The organism is Brevundimonas sp. LF-1 (assembly GCF_037055305.1).
Classification (GTDB): Bacteria; Pseudomonadota; Alphaproteobacteria; order Caulobacterales; family Caulobacteraceae; genus Brevundimonas; species Brevundimonas sanguinis.
In genome coordinates, this window is record NZ_CP146349.1 from 665,590 (window position 1) to 686,887 (window position 21,298).

A 21,298-nucleotide genomic window follows, 5' to 3' on the forward strand; every position below is an offset into this window, starting at 1 on the left:
AATCCTCATGGCGTCGGCACTTCCTGCGCGTCGCCGCCGCGATAGATCTTCACCACCGCGCCCGTTCGCTCGCCGCCGCGCCGCACTGCGCCGGGAACATGGCCGGACGGCCCCGCCGTATCGGCATAGGAGCGCAGCACCAGCGACAGGTCCCCCTCGGACCGCGCCAGGGCCAGAAGCTCGGCGTCGCGTTCGCTGACGGCCAAGGTGGCGGTGGCGCCGACCACGGCCTTTTCGTCCTCGGCCGCGCGGGTGGTCTGGTCGATGGCCAGGACCTTCATGTTGCGCATGATCGTCGCCGTCGTGAAGCGCGGTCCGGCGCCGCTGTCGTTGTTCTTGATCTCGCGCGTCATCAGCACGTCCACCCGGTCGCCGGGCAGGATGAAGCCCCCGGCGGCGGTCTCGACATTGACGCGGATGGCCATGGCGCGCGTGCCCGGCTCCAGATAGGCGGCCATATAGCCGCTGTCCCCGGCGCGAACGATCTTGCGCGCCACGATCGGCTCGCCCGCCAGAATGGGTTCGCGCACCACGGCGCCGATATAGTCGGACTTGGCCCCCGGACCGTTCAGTTCAGCAGCGGCCTTCAGGGCGCGCTCGACCGCCTGGGCGCGCGCCTGCTCACGGCTCGGCTCGCCCTTGGCGTCGACGGCGGCGTTCTCGGCGGCGGCGCCTTCGGGCTTGGCGGGCGGCGGGGTCGAGCCGTCGGTGATGAAGAGCGGATTCAGCTCCTCGGTCGGCCAGTCCTTCCAGCTCAGGTCGGCGTCGGCCAGGCGTCGGCCCGGCTCCAGATCGCGCGCGGCGACCAGCACCTTGGCCATCGGTCGCGCCTCGACGGCGGCCGAGGCCGTCGCCGGCTCTGCGCCGGACGAACCCATAGCGCGCACCACCAGCGCCAGGCCGACAGCGGCCAGGGCGGCGATGCAGATGACGGCGATCTTGGCGGGCTTCATCGACGGTCTCCGGCAGACGCGACGACGCGATAGCGCGCGGGCCGCCCCTGCCGTTAACAATGATGACGGATCGAGGTTAACGCGTCCCTAAGCGGGACAGGCCTTGGCGAACGCGGATCAACCCGCGATGAAGGCGGCCATCAGCGGACTTTCGGGATACGCGAGCAGGGCCCCGATCGCGATGGCGACGCCATAGGGAATGTCGCCCTTGGGCTGCATCAACCGCATCATCCAGCCCGGGCCCGTCTGGGCCAGGATGGGCAGGCGACTGCGCGCCGTCAGCAGCAGCATGCAGAAGGCTCCGCCGGCTAGCCCGGTGAAGAGCAGAAAATACAGCGTGCCCGACAACCCCATCCACAGGGTCGCCGCCGCCAGCAGTTTGGCGTCGCCCCCGCCGATCCAGTTCAGGGCGAACATCCCCGCGCCGATGAACAGCGCCGCCAACGCCATTCCGGCGGAAACGCCCACCACGCTCAGGGGCAGGCCCAGCGCCAGCGCCGCTGGAAAGTAGCCGCCGACGAGCGCGATCGAGATCCAGTTTGGGATCTTCATCGTCGTCAGGTCGTGCAGGGCCGCGACGACGGCGAGCACGGGAAGAAGGGCGAGGAGAAGGAAGGAAAGATGATCCATACCCTCAGCCTGCCCATAAGTCTTTAAAACTCGGTTTCGTTGGGCTGAGCGCTGTCCACTCTCACAACGAAAACAGCCGGAGTTTTTGCTCCGGCTGTTAGCGATAAGACCAATAGATTTATTAGTTTTTGGCTGCTTCGGTTTCTGCTTCCGTCAACTTGTCCTCCACACCCTCAAACATACCCTTAACCTTCGGACCGATAGCGATGAGCGCGGTGATGATGACCACCGAGATCAGGGCGGCGATCAGGCCGTATTCGATGGCCGTGGCGCCGGATTCGTCTTTGGCGAAGCGATTGATGAAGTTACGCATGATTTGTCTTCCTTTGTTCTAAGCGAGCAACAGTTCCACCATCCAGGGTCACCGGTTTTGCCCGCTTGACCCCCGTTTGCCCGCTGACCATGCCGCGTTGCGGATTAAGGGCGAGTAAAAGCCGACCGCGCCTAATACAAATATGATGGTTACTTGCTTGTTTACTATGATCGCGTCATAGGATCGGTGAACGCAGGAATTTCAGGAAATCTTGACCTTTGCGCGCGACAGTTCACGCGCGGCGTCGCGCGCGCCCGTTCTTTTGACTTCGGAGGTTCCGACATGACGGCATCGGCCAGGCCCAACAGGGCGAACCTGATCCGCCTGCTGTGCGTCGGCCTGCCGATCGTTCTGGGCGCGACGGCGGCGACGGCGCAGAGCCGTCAACTGGAAGTGCCGATCCATCAGGCGACGCGCGTCCAGCTGGGCGCCGCCGCCGGGTCCGTCATCGTCGCCAATAAAGACATCGCCGACGTCGCCGTCACCGACGCCCGCACCCTGTTCATCACCGGCAAGGCCTATGGCGTGACCGAGGTCATCGCCGTGGACGGTCTGGGCCGCCCCCTGTTCCAGCGCCAGATCGTGGTGACGCCCAGCAGCGCCGGAACAGTGCGGGTCTGGCGCGGACGGCACACGACCGAAGTGACCTGCGGCGCGACCTGCGCGCCCGTCGATGCGCCTATCGCCTCCGACGACACCGCCCCCGGGCGCGGGTCTTAAGAAAGGCCGGGCCTTGGCGCGGCGTTCTCACGACCGGAAACGACGCGAAGGCTCGAACGCCATTGAGTTCGGCCTGGTCGCCCTGCCCTTCTTCCTTTTGCTATTCGGCATATTGGAGATCGGCCTGATGCTGCTGGTCGACGCCCTGGTCGAGACCGCCGCCTCGGACGCCGCCCGCCAGGTGCGCACCGGGCAGGCCCAGACGCAGGAACTGACGCCCGAGCAGTTCAAGGACAAGTTCTGCGCCGAAATGAGCATGTTTTCCGGCGACTGCGGCCGCCGCGCCTTCATCGACGTGCGCGTGCTGGACGACTTTTCCCTGACCGACCCGAGCAAGGCCCCGCCGGACCCGACCAGCGGCGACCAGTTCGACCCCACCGGCCTGAAATTCGAACCCGGCGGCCCCGGCCAGCGCGTGCTCGTGCGGGTCTGGTATGAACAGCCGATCGTCACGCCGATGATCGCCCAGGCGGTGGCGCGCACCAAGGACGGGCGGGTGATGCTGACCACCACCCTGGCCTTCCGCAACGAGCCCTATCAATGAACCGGCGCCTGCGTTTGCGGCCCCTGCGCCGCCTGCCCGGCGACCGGGACGGCGCCACGGCGATCGAGTTCGCCCTGATCGCGCCGGTGATGATCCTGCTCTATTTCGGCCTGGTCGAGTTCAGCCAGGGCTTCATGGCCCAGCGCCGCGCCAGTCACGCCGCCTCGGTCGTGTCCGACCTGGTCGCCCAGAGCGAAAGAACCAATCGGGCCGGGATCGACGCCATCTACGCCGTCGGCGGCCTGATCATGCGCCCCTTCCCCGCCGCCGAACTGTCCATCCGCACCACCAGCATCTCCGTCGACGCCAGGGGCGTCGCGACAATCGAGTGGAGCCACGGCAACGGCAAGGCGCTATCGCCTCTACAGCGCGGCGATCCCATCGCCGATTTGCCGCCCGACGTGGTCGAGAAGGAGCAGACGGTGATCATGGGCGAGACCCAGTATATCTACAGGTCGCCGTTCGCCGCCGTACTGCCCAAGCCGGTCGCCCTGTCGCGCCGTTATTTCCTGCGGCCGCGCACCGTTGATCGCGTCGTCTGCACCGACTGCTGACCTACCCCGTTAGGGCCTGCTTCAAGGCCAGGATCTTGGCCTCGGTCTCAAGCCGCTCGGCGCGCGGGTCGCTGTCGGCGACAATGCCCGCCCCGGCCTGAGCGCGCCATCGCCAGCCCTTCTCACCCTGAACGAAAGCCGCCGTGCGGATCAGCACCGACGCCGTCAGCCGGAGATCGCCCGCCAGCCCCCAGCCGAACAGCGAACCGCACCACGGCCCGCGCGGCGGTTCATGCGCCGCGATCACCTTCATGGCCTGATGCTTGGGGGCCCCGGTGATCGAGCCAGGGGGAAAGGCCGCCTCCAGCACCTCAGCCGGACCGAACCCTGCGGCGGCCTCGGCGCTGACGGTCGAGACCAAATGATGCACCGTCGGGTGGCGCTCCAGCTCGAACAGCCCCTCGACCCGGACCGTGCCCGGCCGCGCCGCCCGCGCCAGGTCGTTGCGCATCAGATCGACGATCATCAGATTCTCGGCCCGATCCTTGGCGCTGGCGGTCAGTTCAGCCGCCAGGGCGTCGTCACGCTCCGGATCGAAATCGCGCGGCCGCGTCCCCTTGATCGGCCGGGCCTCGATCCGCCGGCTCGCCTCGTCGAAGGTCAGGAACAGTTCCGGCGAGTTGGACACGATCGCCCGATCGCCCAGCCGCCAGAAGGCGCCGTAGGCCGCGCCGCGCGCCGCCGACAGCCGCACAAAGACATCGAACGGGTCGCGTCCCGGCTCCAGCCTGCCCGACCAGGCGCGGGCGATATTGGCCTGAAACAGCTCGCCCGCCGCGATGCGCGCCACGACATCCGCGACGGCGGCCTCATAAACGTCTGGCGCCGCCTCGCCCTCAAAGGCCGAAGCCGGGGCCGACGGCGCTCCCGGCGTCTGCGCCAGCGTCAGCCAGGCCGCCGCCCGGCGCGCCTGTTCGCGCGCCTGCGCCGCGGTGCGCCCCCGCCCCACGGCGCGCACCTCTTTCGTCTGGTGATCGAAGGCCAGCAGCGCCGGATAGCGGGCCAGCATCAGATCGGGCCAATCCCCGCCCCGATCGCCCGTCGCCGGGCGCGCCCCGGCGTCGTAACTCATCAAGCCGACGACGCCGCCGCCCGCGAAAGCCGGATTCCTGAGAGCCTGGAACGGCGCAGCGTCTCTGACCGGCCCGATCACGCACAGGTCCGGCTCGCAGGCGACGAAGGACATCCGCCCGCCATGCGCGGCGGGATCATCGGCCCCGGCGATCAGCCCCAGCGCCCCTTCGCGCCGGCGGATGCCCGCCGCGACCGCCACCGGATCGACCCAGCCGCACGGCTCCACCGCCAGCGCCGATAGCGCCCCTTGGCCGCCAGTGTCAGGTGATGAAAGGCGCTCGCTCATGACCGTCTTCCATAGACGGTTCGCGCCCTGACGCCAGCCGCCCTCAGCGCCCCGCAACCAGGGCCGACATGGCGTCCAGATAGGCGAGAAAGGCGTCGCGGCCCGCCGTCGTCATGCTGGCGCGCGTCAGGGGTTTGCGGCCCTGAAAGCTCTTGGACACGGCGACAAAGCCCGCCTCCTCCAGCTTGCGCAGATGCACCGACAGATTGCCGTCCGTGGTCTGCAGCCGGGCCTTCAACTCGCCGAACTCGGCGCTCTCTACGCCCGACAGATAGGCCATGATCCCCAGGCGCACCCGGCCGTGGATCACCTCGTCTATGCGGCCGATGTCGAAATCGTCGGCCGCATCGGGCGTTGGCTCAGAAGCGGTCATGTCAGACCACCTCCGTCGGTTCCTGGCGCATCAGCATCAGGCCGGGAACGAGGGCGAACAGAAACAGCCCCGCCGCATAGCCCAGCCACATCGCAGGGCTGCCGATCAGAAAGGCGATCAATGGCGTGGCGATCCAGCATCCGATCGCGAGATACCACTGCCACTTCTGCCCGCTCATGGTCGCCGACACCGCCCAAGCCGAGCCGTAAAGGGCGAAGATCAGCGACGGAAAGATCATGGCGACCGCGTCGCTCTGGGTCTTCCAGCCGATCACCCCCATCGCCAGGGACATGACGAAGATGCCCAGGCCTACGCCCATCCAGCCGGCGCTGGCGGCGCGGTTGCCCGCCGACTGCGCGCCCGGCCTGCCCTCGCAACGCCGGATCTCGACGATCAGGGCGCCGAAGAAGATCACCATGGCCGAGCCCCACAGGATCAGATAAGCGACCGGCGCCATGTCTATCAGCCCGCTGTTGATGGCGTAGTGGATGACCGCCGCCACGCCGAACACCAGTCCAGCGGTGACGAGTATGCGCCCGCCCAGCAGCGGCGCCTGCCGCCCTTCCTGGGCCAGGGCCTTCATATAGGCGATGTCGTCGTGAACGGATTGAACCTGGTCGCGGGTCATGGCGTCTCTCCCTGCCTGTTGAGCAGAAGATGAGCCAATGACTTTATGTTGTAAAGTTCTTTCTTAAAAGCGGACACAGCCCCTCTCCCTCCCCGTCCCGGGGAGGGTGGTTGAGCCTGAAAGGCGAAACCGGGTGGGGGCGGCAAGGCAAATCAAGCGCCGACCCGCCCGCATCGACCCTGCGCTCCGTATCACCAAGCCCTCCCCACCCGGTCGCTTCGCGACCACCCTCCCCGGGACGGGGAGGGAGAGGCGTCGCGCCTGGGCCCAAGCAGCGCGACCGCGTCGCGCGCGATAGCGCCCTTACCGGAAAGGCGGCTCGTCGAAGGCGCGCAGCTTGCGGGAGTGAAGGCGCGCGCCCTCCGCCCGCAGCAGCTCCACCGCCTGAATGCCGATCTGCAGGTGCTCGGAGATCGAGCCCTCGTAGAAGCGGTTGGCCTGGCCCGGCAGCTTGATCTCGCCGTGCAGCGGCTTGTCCGACACGCACAGCAGCGTCCCGTAAGGCACGCGGAAGCGATAGCCCTGGGCGGCGATGGTGGCGCTTTCCATGTCGATGGCGACGGCGCGGCTTTGGTTGAAGCGCAGGGCCGACTTGGAATAGCGCAGCTCCCAGTTGCGGTCGTCGGTGGTGACGACGGTGCCGGTGCGCAGACGCTTCTTCACCTCTTCGCCCGGCGCGCCCGAGACCAGCTTGGTCGCGTCATAGAGGGCGCGCTGCACCTCGGCGATGTTGGGGATGGGGATGTCGGCGGGCAGGACGGCGTCCAGCACGTGGTCGTCGCGCAGATAGGCGTGGGCCAGGACGTAGTCGCCGATGGTCTGGCTGCCGCGCAGGCCGCCGCAGTGGCCGATCATCATCCAGGCGTGCGGCCGCATGACCGCCAGGTGGTCGCAGATGGTCTTGGCGTTGGACGGGCCGACGCCGATGTTGACCAGGGTGATGCCCTGACCGTCCGGCCGCGTCAGGTGATAGGCGGGCATCTGATGCTTGCGCCAGGCGGCGTCCATGATGGCCGCCTCCGGATCGTCGGTGGCGCGCGTCACCACCACGCCCCCGGCGCAGGACAGGGCCTCATAAGGGCTGTCGGGATCGGCGATCTGGGTCGTGGCCCAGCGCACGAACTCGTCGACGTAGCGGTTGTAGTTGGTGAAGAGGATGAAGCTCTGCACGTCCTCGACCGGGGTGCCGGTATAGTGCCGCAGCCGCGCCAGCGAGAAGTCGGTGCGCAGGGCGTCGAACTGGGCCAGCGGATGCTCCTCGCCCGGCTCCCACAGGCCGTCGGACACCTCGTCGCCGATGTGGGCCAGTTCCGTCGTCGGGAACCAGCGGGCGATGGCCGCCGTCATGGTGCGGTCCAGCACCACGTCCGAGCCGTCCAGCACATAGGGGAAGGGGATTTCCTGATCCGACGGCTCGACGGCGAAGGTCGCGCCGTATTCGGTCGCCAGCAGGGTCAGCTGCTCCAGCAGATAGTCGCGGAACAGGTCGGGCCGGGTGATGGTGGTGGAATAGACGCCGGGCCACGACAGGCGGCCATAGGCGCGGGTTTCCAGGTTCTGCGGCCGCTCGCCGTGCCAGGTCACCGTCAGGCGGGGATAGGCGAACAGGCCCGCCGCGCGGGCCTCGGGTTCGGCGCGATCGCCAGTCGCCAGAAAGACCTTCACGGCCTGACGCAGATTGGCGACGGATTGATTGTAGAGGGTTTCGAGGCGGTCCAGCGCCGCCTGGGGGTCATCTTGTCTGTCATGGCTTCCTCTAGCGGAAAACCGTGACCTTGGCGAGACAGGGGAAACACGCCGACATGACAGTTGACCGAACGCCCCGGCGCGCGCTTGCTGATCCGGCTGGAGGACTCCCATGGTTCGACGCCTGTTTTCGTTCGTCGCCGCGGCCTTGCTGGCCGCCACCGCGCCCGCCTCGGCGGAGGTGAAGTCAGCCGCCCCGGGCGGCTTCGAGGTCGGCGGCGCCATCACCATCGCCGCCCCGCCCGCGCGGGTCTGGGCGACGCTGACCGCGCCCGAGACCTGGTGGAGCCGCGACCACCGCTGGTTCAAGGCCTCGACCCTGTCGCTGGACCTGTCGCCCGGCGGCTGCTGGTGCGAGCAAGCGGCGGACGGCCGCGTCTCGCGTCATCTGGAAACGGTGCTGGTCGAGCCGGGATCGAAACTGGTGCTGCAAGGCGGCCTCGGCCCGTTGCAGGGGCAGGGCGCGGCGGGCGGCCTGACATTCAGCCTTCAGCCGGAAGGCGACGGAACGACCCTGACCTGGACCTATGTGGTCGGCGGCTACGCCAGCGGGGGACTGGAGGCCTGGGCCGCGCCGGTCGACGGCGTGCTGTCGGCGCAGCTGGCCAATCTCAAGACGCGCGTCGAAGCGGGCGACTGAGGCCCTACCCCAGCGCCCCGCGCAGGAAGCTGACCGCCCCCGCCAGATCGCCCGCTCGTCCGCGCCAGACCGGGGCTGAATCAGAGGCGCCGGCATAGGCCGAGGGGTCGGTGAAGGTCGCATCCGGCCGTTCGGGCGCGCCCAGAGCCGCCGCCGCGCGCAAGGCGGCAGGCGCGCCAGCCGCCGCCAGATAGCGCCGGTCCAGCGCCAGCATCACAGCCGCCCGGCCGCCCTCGCCCAGGCCCAGAACGCCGATGCGTTCAGCATCGCCGCCGAGATCCTGGACCCGTTTCGCCGCCCAGGCGACAGCCGCCGCCGCGTCGGAAATGAAGGCCGGGTGCGGACTGTCCGGCGCCTCGCGTCGGTCGGCCAGGACCACAATGAAGCCGCCCTCGGCCAGATCGCGCGCCGCCCGCTCGTCCACCGCTTCGGGCGCGCCGTCCGGCAACAGGATCAGGATGGGCAAGCGGCTCGCCGCCGCCGGTCGATAGAGACGCAGCGTCTGACGCGGATCGGCGCCATAGGCCGCGCGCGCCGTGCGCCAGCCGGGCGGCCCCAGCGGAACCGGCGTCATCGCCTCCTGCCCGATCAACGGCGCGCAAGCGGCCGTCGCCACGGTCGCCAGCAGCGGCGCCAGCAGCCCTCGTCGCGTCATGCGTCCCTCCCCGAAAAACGAAGGGCGCGGCCCTGACGAACCGCGCCCTCGAAGTCAGGCTAAGCCTTACTTGGCCAGATGCTTGTCCAGCCAGCCGAAGACTTCGTTGTGCCATTGCAGGCTGTTGGCGGGCTTCAGCACCCAGTGGTTCTCGTCGGGGAAGAAGACCAGACGGCTCTCGATCCCGCGCCGCTGCAGGGCGGTGAAGGTCGACAGGCTCTGCGAGGTCGGGATGCGGAAGTCGAGATCGCCCTGGACCACCAGCATCGGATCACGCCAGTTCTGCACGTGGTTGGCCGGGTTGAACTTCTGATAGCCCTGCGGGTTTTCCCACGGCGTGCCGCCGTATTCCCACTCGGTGAACCACAGCTCCTCGGTGCCGTAGCCCATGCCGAAGGTGTCGAAGACGCCGTCGTGGTTGACCAGGCATTTGAACTCGCCCGGCCAGTTGCCGGCGATCCAGTTGATCATATAGCCGCCGTAGGACGCGCCCAGGGCGCAGGCGTTGTCGCCGTCCAGGAAGTCATATTTCGACTGGGCGAAGGCCCAGCCCTTCTGCAGGTCTTCCAGCGGGCGATCGCCCCAGTGCTGGCTGATGGCGTCGGTGAATTCCTGGCCGTAGCCGGTCGAGCCGTGGAAATCGATCATCACCACCGCATAGCCGGCGCCCGCATAGGTCTCAGGATTCCAGCGATAGGACCAGGAGTTGCCGAACGAACCTTGCGGACCGCCGTGGATCAGGAAGGCGACCGGATACTTCTGACCCTCGACATAGTTGGCGGGCTTGATGACGTAACCGTGGACCGTCTCGTCGTTCCAGCCGGGGAAGCTGAACTGCTCAGCCTCGCCGAAGGCTTTTGTCGCCAGTTGCGGGTTCACCTCGGTCAGGCGGCGCGGCATCTCGCGGCCGCGCCAGGTTTTGAAGTAGAGGTCGCTGGGCGAGGTCAGGCTGTCCATCGCGAAGACGAAGCCCGAGGGCGTCTGACCGAAAGCGCCGACGTGGCCTTCGCCCGTCAGCGGCATGACCACGCCGTTGCGCGTGTCAATGGCGAACAGCTTGGTCTGACCGACATCTCCCGCCGTCGTGTACAGAGTCTTGCCGTCCTTCGACCACTGCAGGGTGTCGGCCGAACGGTCCCAGTTGGCCGCGATCTGGCGGGTCTGGCCGGTGGCCACGTCGCGCAGGAAGATCGAATACTTATCCGCCTCGAACCCCGGACGGGCCATGGCGCGGTAAGCCAGCGTCTGGCCGTCCGGCGAGAAGACCGGGCCGGTGTCCCAGGCCGGGTTGGCCTCGGTCAGATTGGTCAGTTGGCCCGGCGCCGAGACGGCCACCTGATACAGGTCGAAGTTGGTGCTCCACGGCTCGCTGTTCCCGGCCTTGCGCGCCGAGAAGACCAGCGACTGGCCGTCCGGGGCGAAGGTGAACTCGCTCTCGTCGCCGAACGGCTTGGAGGGCGTATCGCCGTCGAAGCCCTTGGTCACCCAGACCGGCTCGCCGCCCGCCTTGCCGTCGGCACCGATCGCCTGGACGAACAGGTGGTTCTGGGTGTGGTCGTTCCACGTATCCCAGTGACGCACGAACATGCGGTCATAGACCTGGCCGGTCGACTTCTTCTCGCCCTCGGTCTTTCCGCGCGCGACCGAGGCGTTCAGGTCCGCGGCGTCCGGATAGACGGCCAGCGACACGGCCACCGCATCGCCCGCGTCGTTGATGCGATAGGCGTTGACGTCGGTCGGCAGGGCCGTGACCTGCGTCGCCGTCGCGCCCTTGTCGGCCGAGACCCACACCTGGCTTGAGCCGGAGCGGCTCGACAGGAAATACAGTTTGCCGTCAGCGCCCCAACGGGCGGTGTTGGCGCCGCCTTCGGAGATCGCCAGCCTCTGCGGCTGAGCCTCGCCCTTGAGGCCCAGCATGTAGAGGGCGCTGGAGCGTTTGTTGGCCGCCACATCCGTCTGGGTCAGCGAATAGACCACCCACTCGCCGTCCGGCGACACCTGCGGATCGCCCAGCCGGTTGGCCGAGATCATGTCCTGATAGGTGAAGGCGGCGCGGGCCTGGGTCGTCGCGGGGGCCGTGGCCGCCGCCGCAGCGGCGGGCGCTCCCTCGGCCCACGTCGGCAGGGCAAGGGCCGGCAGGGCCGTGGCGGTCAGCAGGGCGGCGGCGCTGAGGCCGGACAGGAGATGGGGCAGGCGGCGCATTCAGGCGCTCCTCATGCGGATGGGATGTCTGGCCGAAGGCCTAACACCGCCGCGAGCCGCCCGCAAAGTCTCTCGCCCGCGCCAAGCCGCTTGCCCGCCGCCGCCGGCTCGGCGACAAGCAGGCGATGAGTCCGGCTCCCCACATCGTCGACGTGCTGATCGCCGAGCGCGCGCCCCGGCTCACGGCATCGGCCGCCTGGCCCCTGGTCCGCCCCGCCCTCTACCGCCTGCTCGACTACGCCAAGGCGCGTCGCATGGCTGACGCCATAGGCCCGATGGGCGGACGAGAGGCGCTGGACTACGTCTCCGACCTGCTGGAGCTGACGGTGCGGACGGCGCACCTGGACCGCCTGCCCGCCTCGGGCCGCTGTCTGGTGGTGTGCAACCACCCGACCGGCATCGCCGACGGCCTCGCGGTGCACGACGCCCTGCGCACGGTGCGCGACGACCTGATCTACTTCGCCAACGCCGACGCCCTGCGGGTCTCGCCCCGCCTGTCGGAGACCGTCATTCCCGTCGAATGGGTCACGGCCAAACGCACGCGCGAGAAGACCCGCGCCACCCTCCAGGCCGCCAAGGAAGCCTTCGAGGCCGAGCGCTGCGTCGTCATGTTCCCGGCCGGACGCCTGGCCCGCCTCGGCCCGGACGGCCGGCTGACCGATCCAGAGTGGGCCGCCACCGCCGCTTCGCTCGCCCGCAAATACGAAGCGCCGGTCATTCCGGTCCATGTCGCCGGTCCGACCAGCCGTCTGTTCCACCTGTTCGACAAGGTGTCCCAGGAGCTGCGCGACATCACCCTCTTCCACGAGCTGCTGAACAAGAAGGGGCGCGCCTTCGACCTGACCGTCGGCCGCCCCATCCCGCCGCTGGCCCTGGACATCGACGCCCAGGCCGCCACCCTGAAACTGAAAACCTTCGTCGAGCGGACCCTCGCCGCCGACCCTGACGCGACCTTCGCATGATGATCTCAGCATGACGACCTTCGTCCTCCCCCACGCCGACGCCACCACGCGCCTGGGCCAGGCCATCGCGCCCCTGCTGGCGCCGGGCGAGGCGGTCCTGCTCTACGGCCCCCTGGGCATGGGCAAGTCCACCCTAGCGCGCGGCCTGATCCGCGCCCTGACGCGCCCGGACGAGGACGTGCCGTCGCCGACCTTCACCCTGGTCCAGTTCTACGAGAGCGACCCGCCCATCGCCCATTTCGACCTCTATCGCCTGACCCGACCCGAAGAGGCCTTTGAGGTCGGCCTGGACGAGGCGCTGGACGAGGGCTGCGCCCTGATCGAATGGCCCGAACGGCTGGGCGAGGATCCCGGCCGGATGCTCGGCCCCGACCGCCTGACGATCGCCATCTCCGAGGACGGCGAAGGCCGTCTTGCGACCGTTTCTGGCGCAGGGGCGTGGGAAGCCAAACTGAAGGAACTCCATGTCTGACCGCGAAGCCCTCCGTCTCGACTTCCTGCGCTCGGCCGGTCTGGCCGGGGCCGTCCGCGCGCCCTTGCCCGGCGACGCCTCGACGCGGCGCTACGAGCGGCTGACCACGGCGTCCGGCGCGACCCTGATGCTGATGGATCAGGCCCCCGCCGCCGAAAGCCAGCCCTGCGACCCGTCCTGGACGCCGCAGCAGCGCCACGCCCACGGCTGGAACGCCGTCGCCCGCCTGTCCGCCGGCCGCATCGAGGCCTTCGCCGCCGTCGCCGCCCACCTGAAATCGCTCGGCCTGTCGGCGCCCGAGATCATCGCCGTCGACGCCCCCAACGGCCTGGCCGTGATCGAGGATTTCGGCGACGCCCTGTTCGCCCGCGTCATCGCGGACGGCGCCGATCCCGCCCCCTCTATCGCGCCGCCGTCGAGGCCCTGGCCGTCCTGCACGCCGCCCCGACGCCCGAGGTCCTGACCGGCCCCGCGGGCGACTGGCCCCTGCTGACCTACGACCAGACGGCGCTGCAGGGCGGGGCCGACCTGTTCGTCGACTGGCTGCCCAAGCTGGTCCCCTCGCTCAGCTTCGACGAGGCCGCCGTCTCCGAATGGCGCGCCGTCTGGGCCCCGATCACGGCGGCGGGCGAGGCGGGGGCGACCGTCATGGCCCACCGCGACTATCACGCCGAGAACCTGATCCGGCTGGACGGCAAGACCGGCGCCGCCTCGGTCGGGATGATCGACTTCCAGGACGCGGTGAAGGCCCACCCGTCGTGGGACCTCCACTCCCTGCTGCAGGACGCCCGCCGCGACGTGGCGCCGGAGTTGGAGGCCCTCGCCCTCGACCATTACTTCGCCCTGCGGCCCGAGACCGACCGCGAGGCCTTCATGGCCGCCTACGCCGGCCTGGCCGCCCTGAACGAGGCGCGGATTCTCGGAATCTTCGCCCGCCTGATCGCCCGCGACGCCAAGCCCCGCTACGCCGCCTTCATGCCCCGCATGTGGGCGCACCTGACCGCCAACCTGAAGGCGCCCGGCCTCGAAGCCGTCGCCGCCTGGATGGACCGCCACGCGCCGGAGGAGGTGCGTCGATGAGCAGCGCCAGCCGCTTCCTTCTCCCCTCGGGGAGAAGGTGGGCCGCGCAGCGGCTCGGATGAGGGGGCGGGTTCGTCCGAGCCTCGCCCTTCCCGTCCCGCCGCACACCCCCAGCCGCTCGCCCCCTCATCCGTCATGCTCCGCATGACACCTTCTCCCCAGGGGAGAAGGATCGGAGAACGCGCATGACCACTCCCACCACCGCCATGGTCCTCGCCGCCGGGCTCGGCACGCGGATGCGGCCCCTGACCGACGACCGGCCCAAGGCCCTGGTCGAGGTCGGCGGCAAGGCGCTGATCGACCACGTCCTCGACCGGCTGGCCGACGCGGGCGTCACCGACGCCGTGGTCAACGTCCACTGGTTCGCCGACCGTCTGGAGAGCCATCTGGCCGCCCGCACGCGCCCGGCGATCCATATCTCCGACGAACGCGCCGAACTGCTCGAGACCGGCGGCGGCCTGAAGAAGGCCCGCCCCTGCTCGGCGACGATCCCGTCTTCGTCGCCAACATCGACAGCGTCTGGATCGACCGCGGCGACGCCCTGTCCGACCTCATCCGCCTGTGGGACCCGGAGCGCATGGACGCCGCCCTGCTGCTGGCCCGGCGCGAAGGCTCCATCGGCTTCGAGGGCGGCGGCGACTTCTTCCTCGGCGATGACGGCGCCCTGACCTTCCGGGGCGAGGCCGCCCACGCCCCCTTCGCCTATATGGGCGTCCACATCACCCGGCCCGATTACGCCGATCTCGGCCCCGACGGCCCCTTCTCGCTCAGCCCCCTGTGGCGCGCCTCGGCCGCCGAGGGCCGCCTCTTCGGCTGCGTGCTCGACGGCGACTGGATGCACGTCGGCGACCCTCAGGCCCGCGACGAGGCCGAGGCGCGGCTGAAAGAGGACATCTGACCATGACCGGGGGCGCTTCGATCCTTTCTCGGGTGAAGGTCCGCGCTGGCGCGCCGTGCCCGCCTGGCGGCCCTTCCTCGAAGACCTGGCGGCGGGCGTCCTCGACTGGCTGGGCGACGCCCCGCCCGAGACCCTGACCGACGCCACCATCCTGCTGCCCAACCGCCGCGCCGCCCGCGCCTTCTCCTTCGCCCTGGGCAAGCTGGCGGGCGAGCGCCCCATCCTGCTGCCTCAGGTCCGCCCGCTCGGCGATCTGGAGGAGGACGAGCCGCCCTTCGCCCCCGGCGAGCTGGGTCTGGACCTGCCGCCCGCCATCGCCCCCTGACGCGCCGCTTCGAGATGGCGCGCATGATCGCCGAAGACTTCCAGCCGGGGATGAAGCCCCTGCGCGCGCTCGAAATGGCCGATGCGCTCGGCGCCTTCCTCGATTCCTGCCAGCTCGAGGAAGTCTCCGACCTGTCGCGTGTCGCCACTCTGGCGGAACAGGATCTCGCCGAGCACTGGCGCGAGAGCGCGCGCTTCCTCGGCCTCGCCGTCGAGGCCTGGCCCAAGCGGCTGGAGGCGCTCGGCCTGGTCGATCCGGCCTGGCGCCGCGCGACCCTGCTGCGCCGTCTGGCTGAGGCGTGGGACGCCCGCCCCCGCAGGCCCCCGTCATCGCCGCCGGCTCCACCGGCACCGTCCCCGCTGCCGCCGATGTGCTGAAGGCCGTGGCGAAAGCGCCGCAGGGCGTGGTCGTCCTGCCCGGCCTCGATCTCGATCTGGCCGCCGACGCCTGGGACCGCATCGACGACCAGCATCCGCAGGCCGCGCTGAAAGCCCTTCTGACCCGCGCCGAGGTCGCCCGCGAGGCGGTCCAGCCCTGGTTCCAGCCGCCCCTCGAACCCGCCATTGAGGCGCGCGGTCTGGCCCGCCAACGCCTGATCAACGAAGCCCTGCGCCCCGCAGACGCCACCGACGACTGGCGAGCCGAGATCAAGCGCCTGCGCGCCCGCTCGGCCGAGGCGGGCCGCGCCGCCGACCCCATCGCCGAGGGCCTGTCGGGCCTGACCGTCCTGTCCGTCCGCGCCGAAGAAGAAGCCGCCGCCGCCGTCGCCCTGATGATGCGCGAGAGCCTCGAGCATCGCGCGCTCGACGGCCGCCCCATCACCTGCGCCCTGGTGACGCCGGACCTGCAGCTGTCGCGCCGGGTCGAGGCGCGGCTGGCGCGCTGGGGCATCGTCCCGGACTCCTCCACCGGCCAGCCCCTGTCGCGGATGACGGCGGGGGTGCTGGTCGACCTTTGCGCCCGCTTCCTGGCCGAGCCGCTGAAGCCGCAAACGCTGCTGGCCGTCCTGAAGCACCCGCTGGTCCGCCTCGATCTGGGCGAGACGACGCTCACCGACGCCGCCGAGGCGCTGGAGGAGCACGCCCTGCGCGGCCCGCGCCCGCGCCGCTGGTCCCAGCTTCACGAACGCCTGCTGAAGGCGGCCCAGCCTCGGCGCGGCGGTCTGCCGTTGGCCGAATGGAAGCTGGCCCGGTTGAAGGGCGCGCAGGCCCTCGCCGACCGGCTGGAGGCTCTGGCCACGGCCCGCCCCTGTGCGCCGGACGAGGCGGCCCGCACCCTGGCCGCCCTGATCGAAACCCTGGCGGGTCAGAACGCGTGGGCCGGGCCGGACGGCGAGGCGGCGGCCTCTCTGCTGTCGGCCCTGATCGAGGGCGGCGGTCCGCTGGGCCAGACCACGCCCGCCGAGTTCGCCGACCTGATCGCCGCCTTGCTGGCCGAGACGACGGTGCGCACCGGCGGCGCCACCCATCCGTCCTTGCGCATCCTCGGCGCCATCGAAGCCCGTCTGGCGCGGGCCGACCGCATGATCCTGGCCGGGCTTGAGGAGGGCGTCTGGCCCAACGCCGCCCCGGTCGATCCCTTCCTGTCCCGGCCCATGCGCGCCGCCCTGCCCCTGCCCGCGCCTGAGCGGCGCCTGGGCCAGACGGCGCAGGACTTCGTCCAGGCCTCCTGCGCCGAGGAGGCGATCCTGGTCCACTGTGAACGACGCGGCGGCCAGCCCGCCGTGCGCTCGCGCTGGCTGTGGCGGCTGGAGATGCTGACGCGCGGCGCCGACGCGCCCGACACTCCGGTCAAGCTCAGCGCCCCCGAAGGCGTCGCCGACTGGACCCGCGCCCTCGACACCCCGCCGCCCGGTCCGGCCCGGCTGGCGCCGCGCCCCGCGCCTACGCCCCCGGTCGAGCGCCGCCCGCGCAGCCTCTACGTCACCGGGGTCGAGCGCTGGGTCCGCGACCCCTATGCGCTTTACGCCCGCCGCATCCTGAACCTCGAACCGATGGAGCGCCCCGGCGCCTCGGCCGAGGCCCTGGCGCGCGGCAACGCGGTGCACAAGGCCATCGAGCGCCTGACCGAGGACTGGCCCGACCTGCTGCCCGACGACCTTGACGCGGTGATCGAGCGCCTGCTGCTCGAGGAGCTGGGCGCCCACGGCTTCGAGGACGCCGCCATGGCGCGCGAAACGCCGTTGGCGAAAAACGCCGCCCGCTGGCTGGCCGGGTTCGAGACCGAGCGCCGGGCGCGCGGCGTCGACCTGCTGATCGAACAGCAGGGGGCCCTGACCTTCGACGCGCCGGGCGGCCCCTTCACCGTCAAGGCCTACGCCGACCGCATCGAGGTCGGCGCCCTGTCCGCCGCCGTCATGGACTTCAAGACGGGCCAGGTTCCGACCGCCAAGCAGATCAAGGCGGGCTTCGCGCCCCAACTGACCCTGACCGGCGCCATCCTGGCCGCCGGGGGCTTCGAGAAGACCCACGGCCCCGTCCCGCCCGAGGAGCTGACCTACGTCCGCGTCGTCGGCCGCAAGAAGGCGGGCGAGGTTGCCGTGCGCGCGGCCGGGCCGGAGGCGCAGGCCCTGTCCGAGGCCGCGCTGGAAGGGCTGATGGCCCGCGTCGCCCACTTCGACAGGCTGGAGACGCCCTACCTCTCGTGGGCCGCGCCCCACCTGATGGGCAGCTACAGCCCCTACAACCTGCTGGCTCGCGTCTGGGAATGGCACGTCATCGGCGGGGCCGAGGAAGGAGAGGCGGAATGAACCTTCACGTCCGGCCCGAAGACGCCCTCAACCCCCAGACCCGCGCCGCCGATCCGGCCCGTTCGGTCTTCGTCACCGCCAACGCCGGGTCGGGCAAGACATCGACGCTCGTCAACCGCGTGGCGCGCCTGTTGCTGGGCGGCGCGGCGCCCTCGGCCATCCTGTGCGTGACCTACACCAAGGCCGCCGCCGCCGAGATGCAGGCCCGCCTGTTCGAGACGCTCGGCAAATGGGCCGTCATGGACGACGGCGAACTGTCGGCCGCGCTGGCCAAACTGGACGACAGCGACCCCGCCGCCCTCAATCCCGCCCGCCTGTCCGAGGCGCGGCGCCTGTTCGCCCGCGCGCTGGAGACGCCCGGCGGGCTGAAGATCCAGACCATCCACGCCTTCTGCGAAAAGCTGCTGCGCCGCTTCCCCATCGAGGCGGGCGTGTCGCCGCGCTTCACCGTGCTGGAGAACGAGGCGGCGATCGCCCTGTCTCACGCCGCGCGCGAAGACCTGGCCCGGGCCGCCTTGGCCGACGTCGAGGGGCCGGTCGGCCAGGCCTACAGCCATTTTGCGGTCGAGCTGGACTGGGGCCGCTTCCAGGATCTTCTGGCCCTGATCGAGGCCCGGCGTGCCGAGCTGACCGACTACGTCGCCCGCGTCGCCGACGGCCGCGCGCCCGGCCCCTACGTCCTGACCGGCGCCGATCCGCAAAAGACACCGGAAGACATCGAGGCCGACTTCCTGCGCTGGCTGCACCGGGGCGAGGTCCGCCGCATGGCCGAGCTGATGGCCACCGGCTCCAAGACCGACAAGGACCGGGCCGCCGAACTGATCCACGCCCTCGACCACGACTGGAGCTTCCACGGCCTGGGCGTCGTCTTCCTGACCGGCTCCGGCTCGCCCCGCAAGTCGATGGCGACCAAGCAGGCGCCGCCCGACGCCGCAGGCTGGCTGGCCGATCTGCAGGACAAGTTCCTGGCCGCCCGCGACCAGCTGCGCGCAGCCAAGGTCGCCGACGACACTATCAAGCTGCTGACCCTCGCCAACGCCCACGCCGCCCTCTACGAGGCGGCCAAGACGGCGCACGGCGCGCTCGACTTCTCCGACCTGGTGGCGCGCACGGTCGAACTGCTGACCGTCCGCTCGACCGCCGCCTGGGTGCTGTACAAGCTGGACGGCGGCGTCGACCACGTCCTGATCGACGAGGCCCAGGACACCGCCCCCGAACAGTGGGCCATCATGCGCGCCCTGACCGGCGAGTTCTTCACCGTCGAGGGGACCGACCGCACCGTCTTCGCCGTCGGCGACGAGAAGCAGTCCATCTACTCCTTCCAGGGCGCCCGGCCCGAGCGGCTGAGGCAGGAATCGCAGGTCTATGACAGCCTGATCACCGGGGCGGGCGGCGCCTTCGAGGGCGTGCCGCTGGAGACCTCCTACCGCTCGACCGAGGCGGTGCTGACGTTCGTGGACGCAGTCTTCGGCACGCCCGAACGCGCCCGCGCCCTGGTCGGGGAAACCGGCGAGATTCCCCACCATACCGCCGCCCGCAAAGGCCAGCCCGGCGCCGTCGAGCTGTGGCCCCTGTTCGTCGACGAGGCCCCGCCCGAGCGCGACGCCTGGACCGATCCCGTCGATCAGGAAGGAACCGCCAGCGCCCGCAAACGCATGGCCCAGGCCCTGGCGAAGGATATTATCCGCCAGGTCGAGAGCGGCGCCGTCGTCTTCGACAAGGACGGGACGCCGCGTCCCTGCCGCTACGGCGACTTCCTGATCCTGGTCCGCCGCCGCGACGCGACCTTCGAGGAGATCATCCGTGGACTGAAGGCGGCGGGCGCGCCGGTGGCCGGCGCCGACCGGCTGAAGCTGTCGCAGCACATCGTCTTCGACGACCTGAAGGCGCTGGCCCGGTTCGCCCTCTTCCCCGGCGACGATCTGACGGTCGCCGAGGTGCTGCGCGGCCCCTTCTGCGACGTGGACGAGGACAGCCTGTTCGACCTGGCGGGCCGCGAAGAGCGCGACGGCCTGTGGCGCGAACTGAAACGCCGGGCGGAGGAGCGGCCCGAGTGGGGCCGTGCGCTGGACCTGCTGCGCGCGGCGCGCAGCGCCCGCGACCTCGATCCCTTCGGCTTCTTCTCCAGCCTGCTGAACCGGGTCGACGGGACGCGCCAGTCCGGCCGCGCCCGCATCCTGACCCGTCTGGGCCGCGAGGCCGAGGAAGCCATCGACGAGACCCTCAATCAGGTGCTGGCCGCCGAGGGACGCGGCGGGACCGATCTGGAGACCTGTCTCGCCCTGCTCGAAGCCGCCGACGTCGAGGTGAAGCGCGAACTGGAAGGCCCGCGCGGCGAGGTCCGTGTCATGACCGTCCACGGCGCCAAGGGGCTGGAGGCGCCGGTCGTCATCCTGCCCGACACGACGATGAAGGCGAAGGCGCAGGGGCCGTCCCTGATGCCTGTCCCGCTGGAGGACGGCGCCGAGGCCTGGCTGATGTGCCCCGGCTCGTCCAAGGAGGACTGCCCCGCCTCGGCCGACGCCCGCGCGGCGCGCGAGGCGCGGGTCGGCGACGAATCTCTGCGCCTGCTCTACGTCGCCCTGACCCGCGCGCGCGATCGGGTGATCGTCATGGGACGCGGCTCGAAACGCGCGCCCGAGGCCGGGGACTGGTGGTCGGTGATCGAAGAGACCTTCGACCGCCTGGGCGATCAGGTGCGCGAGTTGGACGGCGGCGTCCGCCGCTACGGCACCGATCCCGGCAGCCTGCCCGCCGCCGTCGCCGCCGCCGAGATGCGCGCGGAGGCCCCCGCCTGGGCGCGGACCAACGCGCCGCGCGACGCCGCCGCCCGCTTCGCCTCGCCCTCGCAGATGCAGGAGCAGAAACGCATCCCGGCGCCGTCGCCGCTGGCGCGGGGCGAAGGCCCCGGGGCCGGCCTCGGCCGGTTCCGGCGCGGCGACCTGATCCACCGCCTGCTGGAGCGCCTGCCCGACCTGCCGTCGCCCGACCGCCCCGACGCCGCCCGCCGGATGCTGGCCCGCGAGCGCGACCTGAGCGAGGACCAGCGCGCCGAGATGATCGCCGCCGCCTTCGGCGTGCTGGACGACGCCCGCTTCGCCCCCGTCTTCGGCCCCGGCAGCCGCGCCGAGGTCGCCCTGACCGGGACCGCGCCCGACCTGCCGTCCGGCGTGTCGATCTCGGGCCGCATCGATCGGCTGGTGGTCACGCCACAACGCGTATTAGTGGTGGACTTCAAGTCCAACCGCCCGGCCCCGGACCGGGTCGAGGACGCCGATCCCGCCTATGTGCTGCAGATGGCCATCTACGCCGCCGTTCTGCGCCGCCTCTATCCCGACCGCGCGGTCGAGGCGGCCCTGGTCTGGACCGACGGGCCGAAGCTGATGGCGGTTCCGCAAGGGCTGATGGACGCCGCTCTCGAAAATGCGCGTTGATTTGTGCGGGATTCGCACCCACATCTGTGGCCGAACGCTGACGCTGCCGTCGGCGCGCGA

At 70.5% G+C, this 21,298-nt stretch carries 19 protein-coding genes and 2 pseudogenes; 12 read left to right on the forward strand and 9 right to left on the reverse strand.

Annotated elements, in window-relative coordinates; genetic code table 11:
- Positions 1-5 precede the first annotated feature (5 nt).
- The 3 genes from cpaB to V8F63_RS03565 form a co-directional block, all read right to left on the reverse strand.
- Positions 6-953 carry a Flp pilus assembly protein CpaB gene (gene cpaB / locus V8F63_RS03555; protein ID WP_392354538.1) on the reverse strand — a complete coding sequence of 316 codons (948 nt, stop codon included), beginning with the start codon at positions 951-953 and terminating at the stop codon, positions 6-8.
- A 117-nt stretch (positions 954-1,070) separates the two neighbouring features.
- Entirely contained in the window at positions 1,071-1,583 is a 513-nt protein-coding gene (locus V8F63_RS03560; RefSeq protein WP_392354539.1) for a prepilin peptidase, read from the reverse strand.
- A 121-nt stretch (positions 1,584-1,704) separates the two neighbouring features.
- Positions 1,705-1,896, reverse strand: a complete 192-nt coding sequence (locus V8F63_RS03565) for a Flp family type IVb pilin (protein WP_392354540.1) — start codon at positions 1,894-1,896, stop codon at positions 1,705-1,707.
- Positions 1,897-2,178: 282 nt separating this feature from the next.
- Between V8F63_RS03565 and V8F63_RS03570 the strand changes: the two genes are divergently transcribed.
- Genes V8F63_RS03570 through V8F63_RS03580 form a run of 3 tightly spaced genes read left to right on the forward strand, consistent with a single transcriptional unit; the run spans position 2,179 to position 3,714 of the window.
- Entirely contained in the window at positions 2,179-2,616 is a 438-nt protein-coding gene (locus tag V8F63_RS03570) for a pilus assembly protein N-terminal domain-containing protein (RefSeq protein ID WP_392354541.1), read from the forward strand.
- Between the two features lie 13 nt (positions 2,617-2,629).
- Positions 2,630-3,160 carry a TadE/TadG family type IV pilus assembly protein gene (locus V8F63_RS03575; RefSeq protein WP_303684196.1) on the forward strand — a complete coding sequence of 177 codons (531 nt, stop codon included), beginning with the start codon at positions 2,630-2,632 and terminating at the stop codon, positions 3,158-3,160.
- A complete protein-coding gene (locus V8F63_RS03580) occupies positions 3,157-3,714 on the forward strand; it encodes a TadE/TadG family type IV pilus assembly protein (protein WP_303684197.1) in 558 nt (185 codons plus the stop codon). Before V8F63_RS03575 ends, V8F63_RS03580 begins: the two co-directional genes overlap by 4 nt.
- Position 3,715: 1 nt before the next feature.
- Here the strand turns inward: V8F63_RS03580 and V8F63_RS03585 are convergent, their stop codons facing one another.
- The 4 genes from V8F63_RS03585 to V8F63_RS03600 form a co-directional block, all read right to left on the reverse strand.
- On the reverse strand, positions 3,716-5,074 hold the full coding sequence (locus V8F63_RS03585) for an anthranilate synthase component I family protein (RefSeq protein ID WP_392354542.1): 1,359 nt from the start codon (positions 5,072-5,074) through the stop codon (positions 3,716-3,718).
- A gap of 43 nt (positions 5,075-5,117) precedes the next feature.
- Positions 5,118-5,447, reverse strand: a complete 330-nt coding sequence (locus tag V8F63_RS03590; protein ID WP_278069984.1) for a transcriptional regulator — start codon at positions 5,445-5,447, stop codon at positions 5,118-5,120.
- Position 5,448: 1 nt separating this feature from the next.
- Positions 5,449-6,075, reverse strand: coding sequence for a hypothetical protein (locus V8F63_RS03595; RefSeq protein WP_134581807.1), 627 nt, complete (start codon positions 6,073-6,075; stop codon positions 5,449-5,451).
- A gap of 303 nt (positions 6,076-6,378) precedes the next feature.
- The gene (locus V8F63_RS03600) at positions 6,379-7,794 is read right to left on the reverse strand and encodes an AMP nucleosidase (RefSeq protein WP_392355023.1); all 1,416 of its coding nucleotides are present in this window, start codon (positions 7,792-7,794) and stop codon (positions 6,379-6,381) included.
- A gap of 139 nt (positions 7,795-7,933) precedes the next feature.
- Between V8F63_RS03600 and V8F63_RS03605 the strand changes: the two genes are divergently transcribed.
- The gene (locus V8F63_RS03605) at positions 7,934-8,461 is read left to right on the forward strand and encodes an SRPBCC family protein (protein WP_134581809.1); all 528 of its coding nucleotides are present in this window, start codon (positions 7,934-7,936) and stop codon (positions 8,459-8,461) included.
- A gap of 4 nt (positions 8,462-8,465) precedes the next feature.
- Here V8F63_RS03605 and V8F63_RS03610 read toward each other — a convergent pair whose 3' ends face one another.
- Together V8F63_RS03610 and V8F63_RS03615 are read right to left on the reverse strand one after the other, a co-directional pair.
- Entirely contained in the window at positions 8,466-9,116 is a 651-nt protein-coding gene (locus V8F63_RS03610) for an alpha/beta hydrolase fold domain-containing protein (protein ID WP_392354543.1), read from the reverse strand.
- 66 nt (positions 9,117-9,182) lie between these two features.
- Complete coding sequence (locus V8F63_RS03615) at positions 9,183-11,318, reverse strand: S9 family peptidase (RefSeq protein ID WP_392354544.1); 2,136 nt, start codon at positions 11,316-11,318, stop codon at positions 9,183-9,185.
- A 125-nt stretch (positions 11,319-11,443) separates the two neighbouring features.
- On the opposite strand from V8F63_RS03615, the gene V8F63_RS03620 reads away from it, so the two are divergent.
- From V8F63_RS03620 to addA, 8 genes and pseudogenes are all read left to right on the forward strand, one after another.
- Positions 11,444-12,280 (forward strand): 1-acyl-sn-glycerol-3-phosphate acyltransferase, encoded by an 837-nt coding sequence (locus tag V8F63_RS03620; RefSeq protein WP_392354545.1) that lies wholly within the window; start codon positions 11,444-11,446, stop codon positions 12,278-12,280.
- 10 nt (positions 12,281-12,290) lie between these two features.
- A complete protein-coding gene (gene tsaE, locus V8F63_RS03625) occupies positions 12,291-12,752 on the forward strand; it encodes a tRNA (adenosine(37)-N6)-threonylcarbamoyltransferase complex ATPase subunit type 1 TsaE (protein WP_134581813.1) in 462 nt (153 codons plus the stop codon).
- Positions 12,745-13,832 (forward strand): annotated as a pseudogene (gene amgK / locus V8F63_RS03630) (N-acetylmuramate/N-acetylglucosamine kinase AmgK). Before tsaE ends, amgK begins: the two are co-directional and overlap by 8 nt.
- A gap of 206 nt (positions 13,833-14,038) precedes the next feature.
- Positions 14,039-14,730, forward strand: a pseudogene (gene murU, locus V8F63_RS03635) (N-acetylmuramate alpha-1-phosphate uridylyltransferase MurU).
- Positions 14,731-14,785: 55 nt separating this feature from the next.
- A complete protein-coding gene (locus V8F63_RS03640) occupies positions 14,786-15,055 on the forward strand; it encodes a hypothetical protein (RefSeq protein ID WP_392354546.1) in 270 nt (89 codons plus the stop codon).
- A gap of 23 nt (positions 15,056-15,078) precedes the next feature.
- Entirely contained in the window at positions 15,079-15,432 is a 354-nt protein-coding gene (locus V8F63_RS03645; protein ID WP_392354547.1) for a hypothetical protein, read from the forward strand.
- The gene (gene addB, locus V8F63_RS03650) at positions 15,354-17,804 is read left to right on the forward strand and encodes a double-strand break repair protein AddB (protein ID WP_392354548.1); all 2,451 of its coding nucleotides are present in this window, start codon (positions 15,354-15,356) and stop codon (positions 17,802-17,804) included. The genes V8F63_RS03645 and addB overlap by 79 nt, the downstream gene beginning before the upstream one ends.
- Complete coding sequence (addA, locus tag V8F63_RS03655) at positions 17,801-21,238, forward strand: double-strand break repair helicase AddA (RefSeq protein ID WP_392354549.1); 3,438 nt, start codon at positions 17,801-17,803, stop codon at positions 21,236-21,238. Before addB ends, addA begins: the two co-directional genes overlap by 4 nt.
- Positions 21,239-21,298 lie beyond the last annotated feature (60 nt).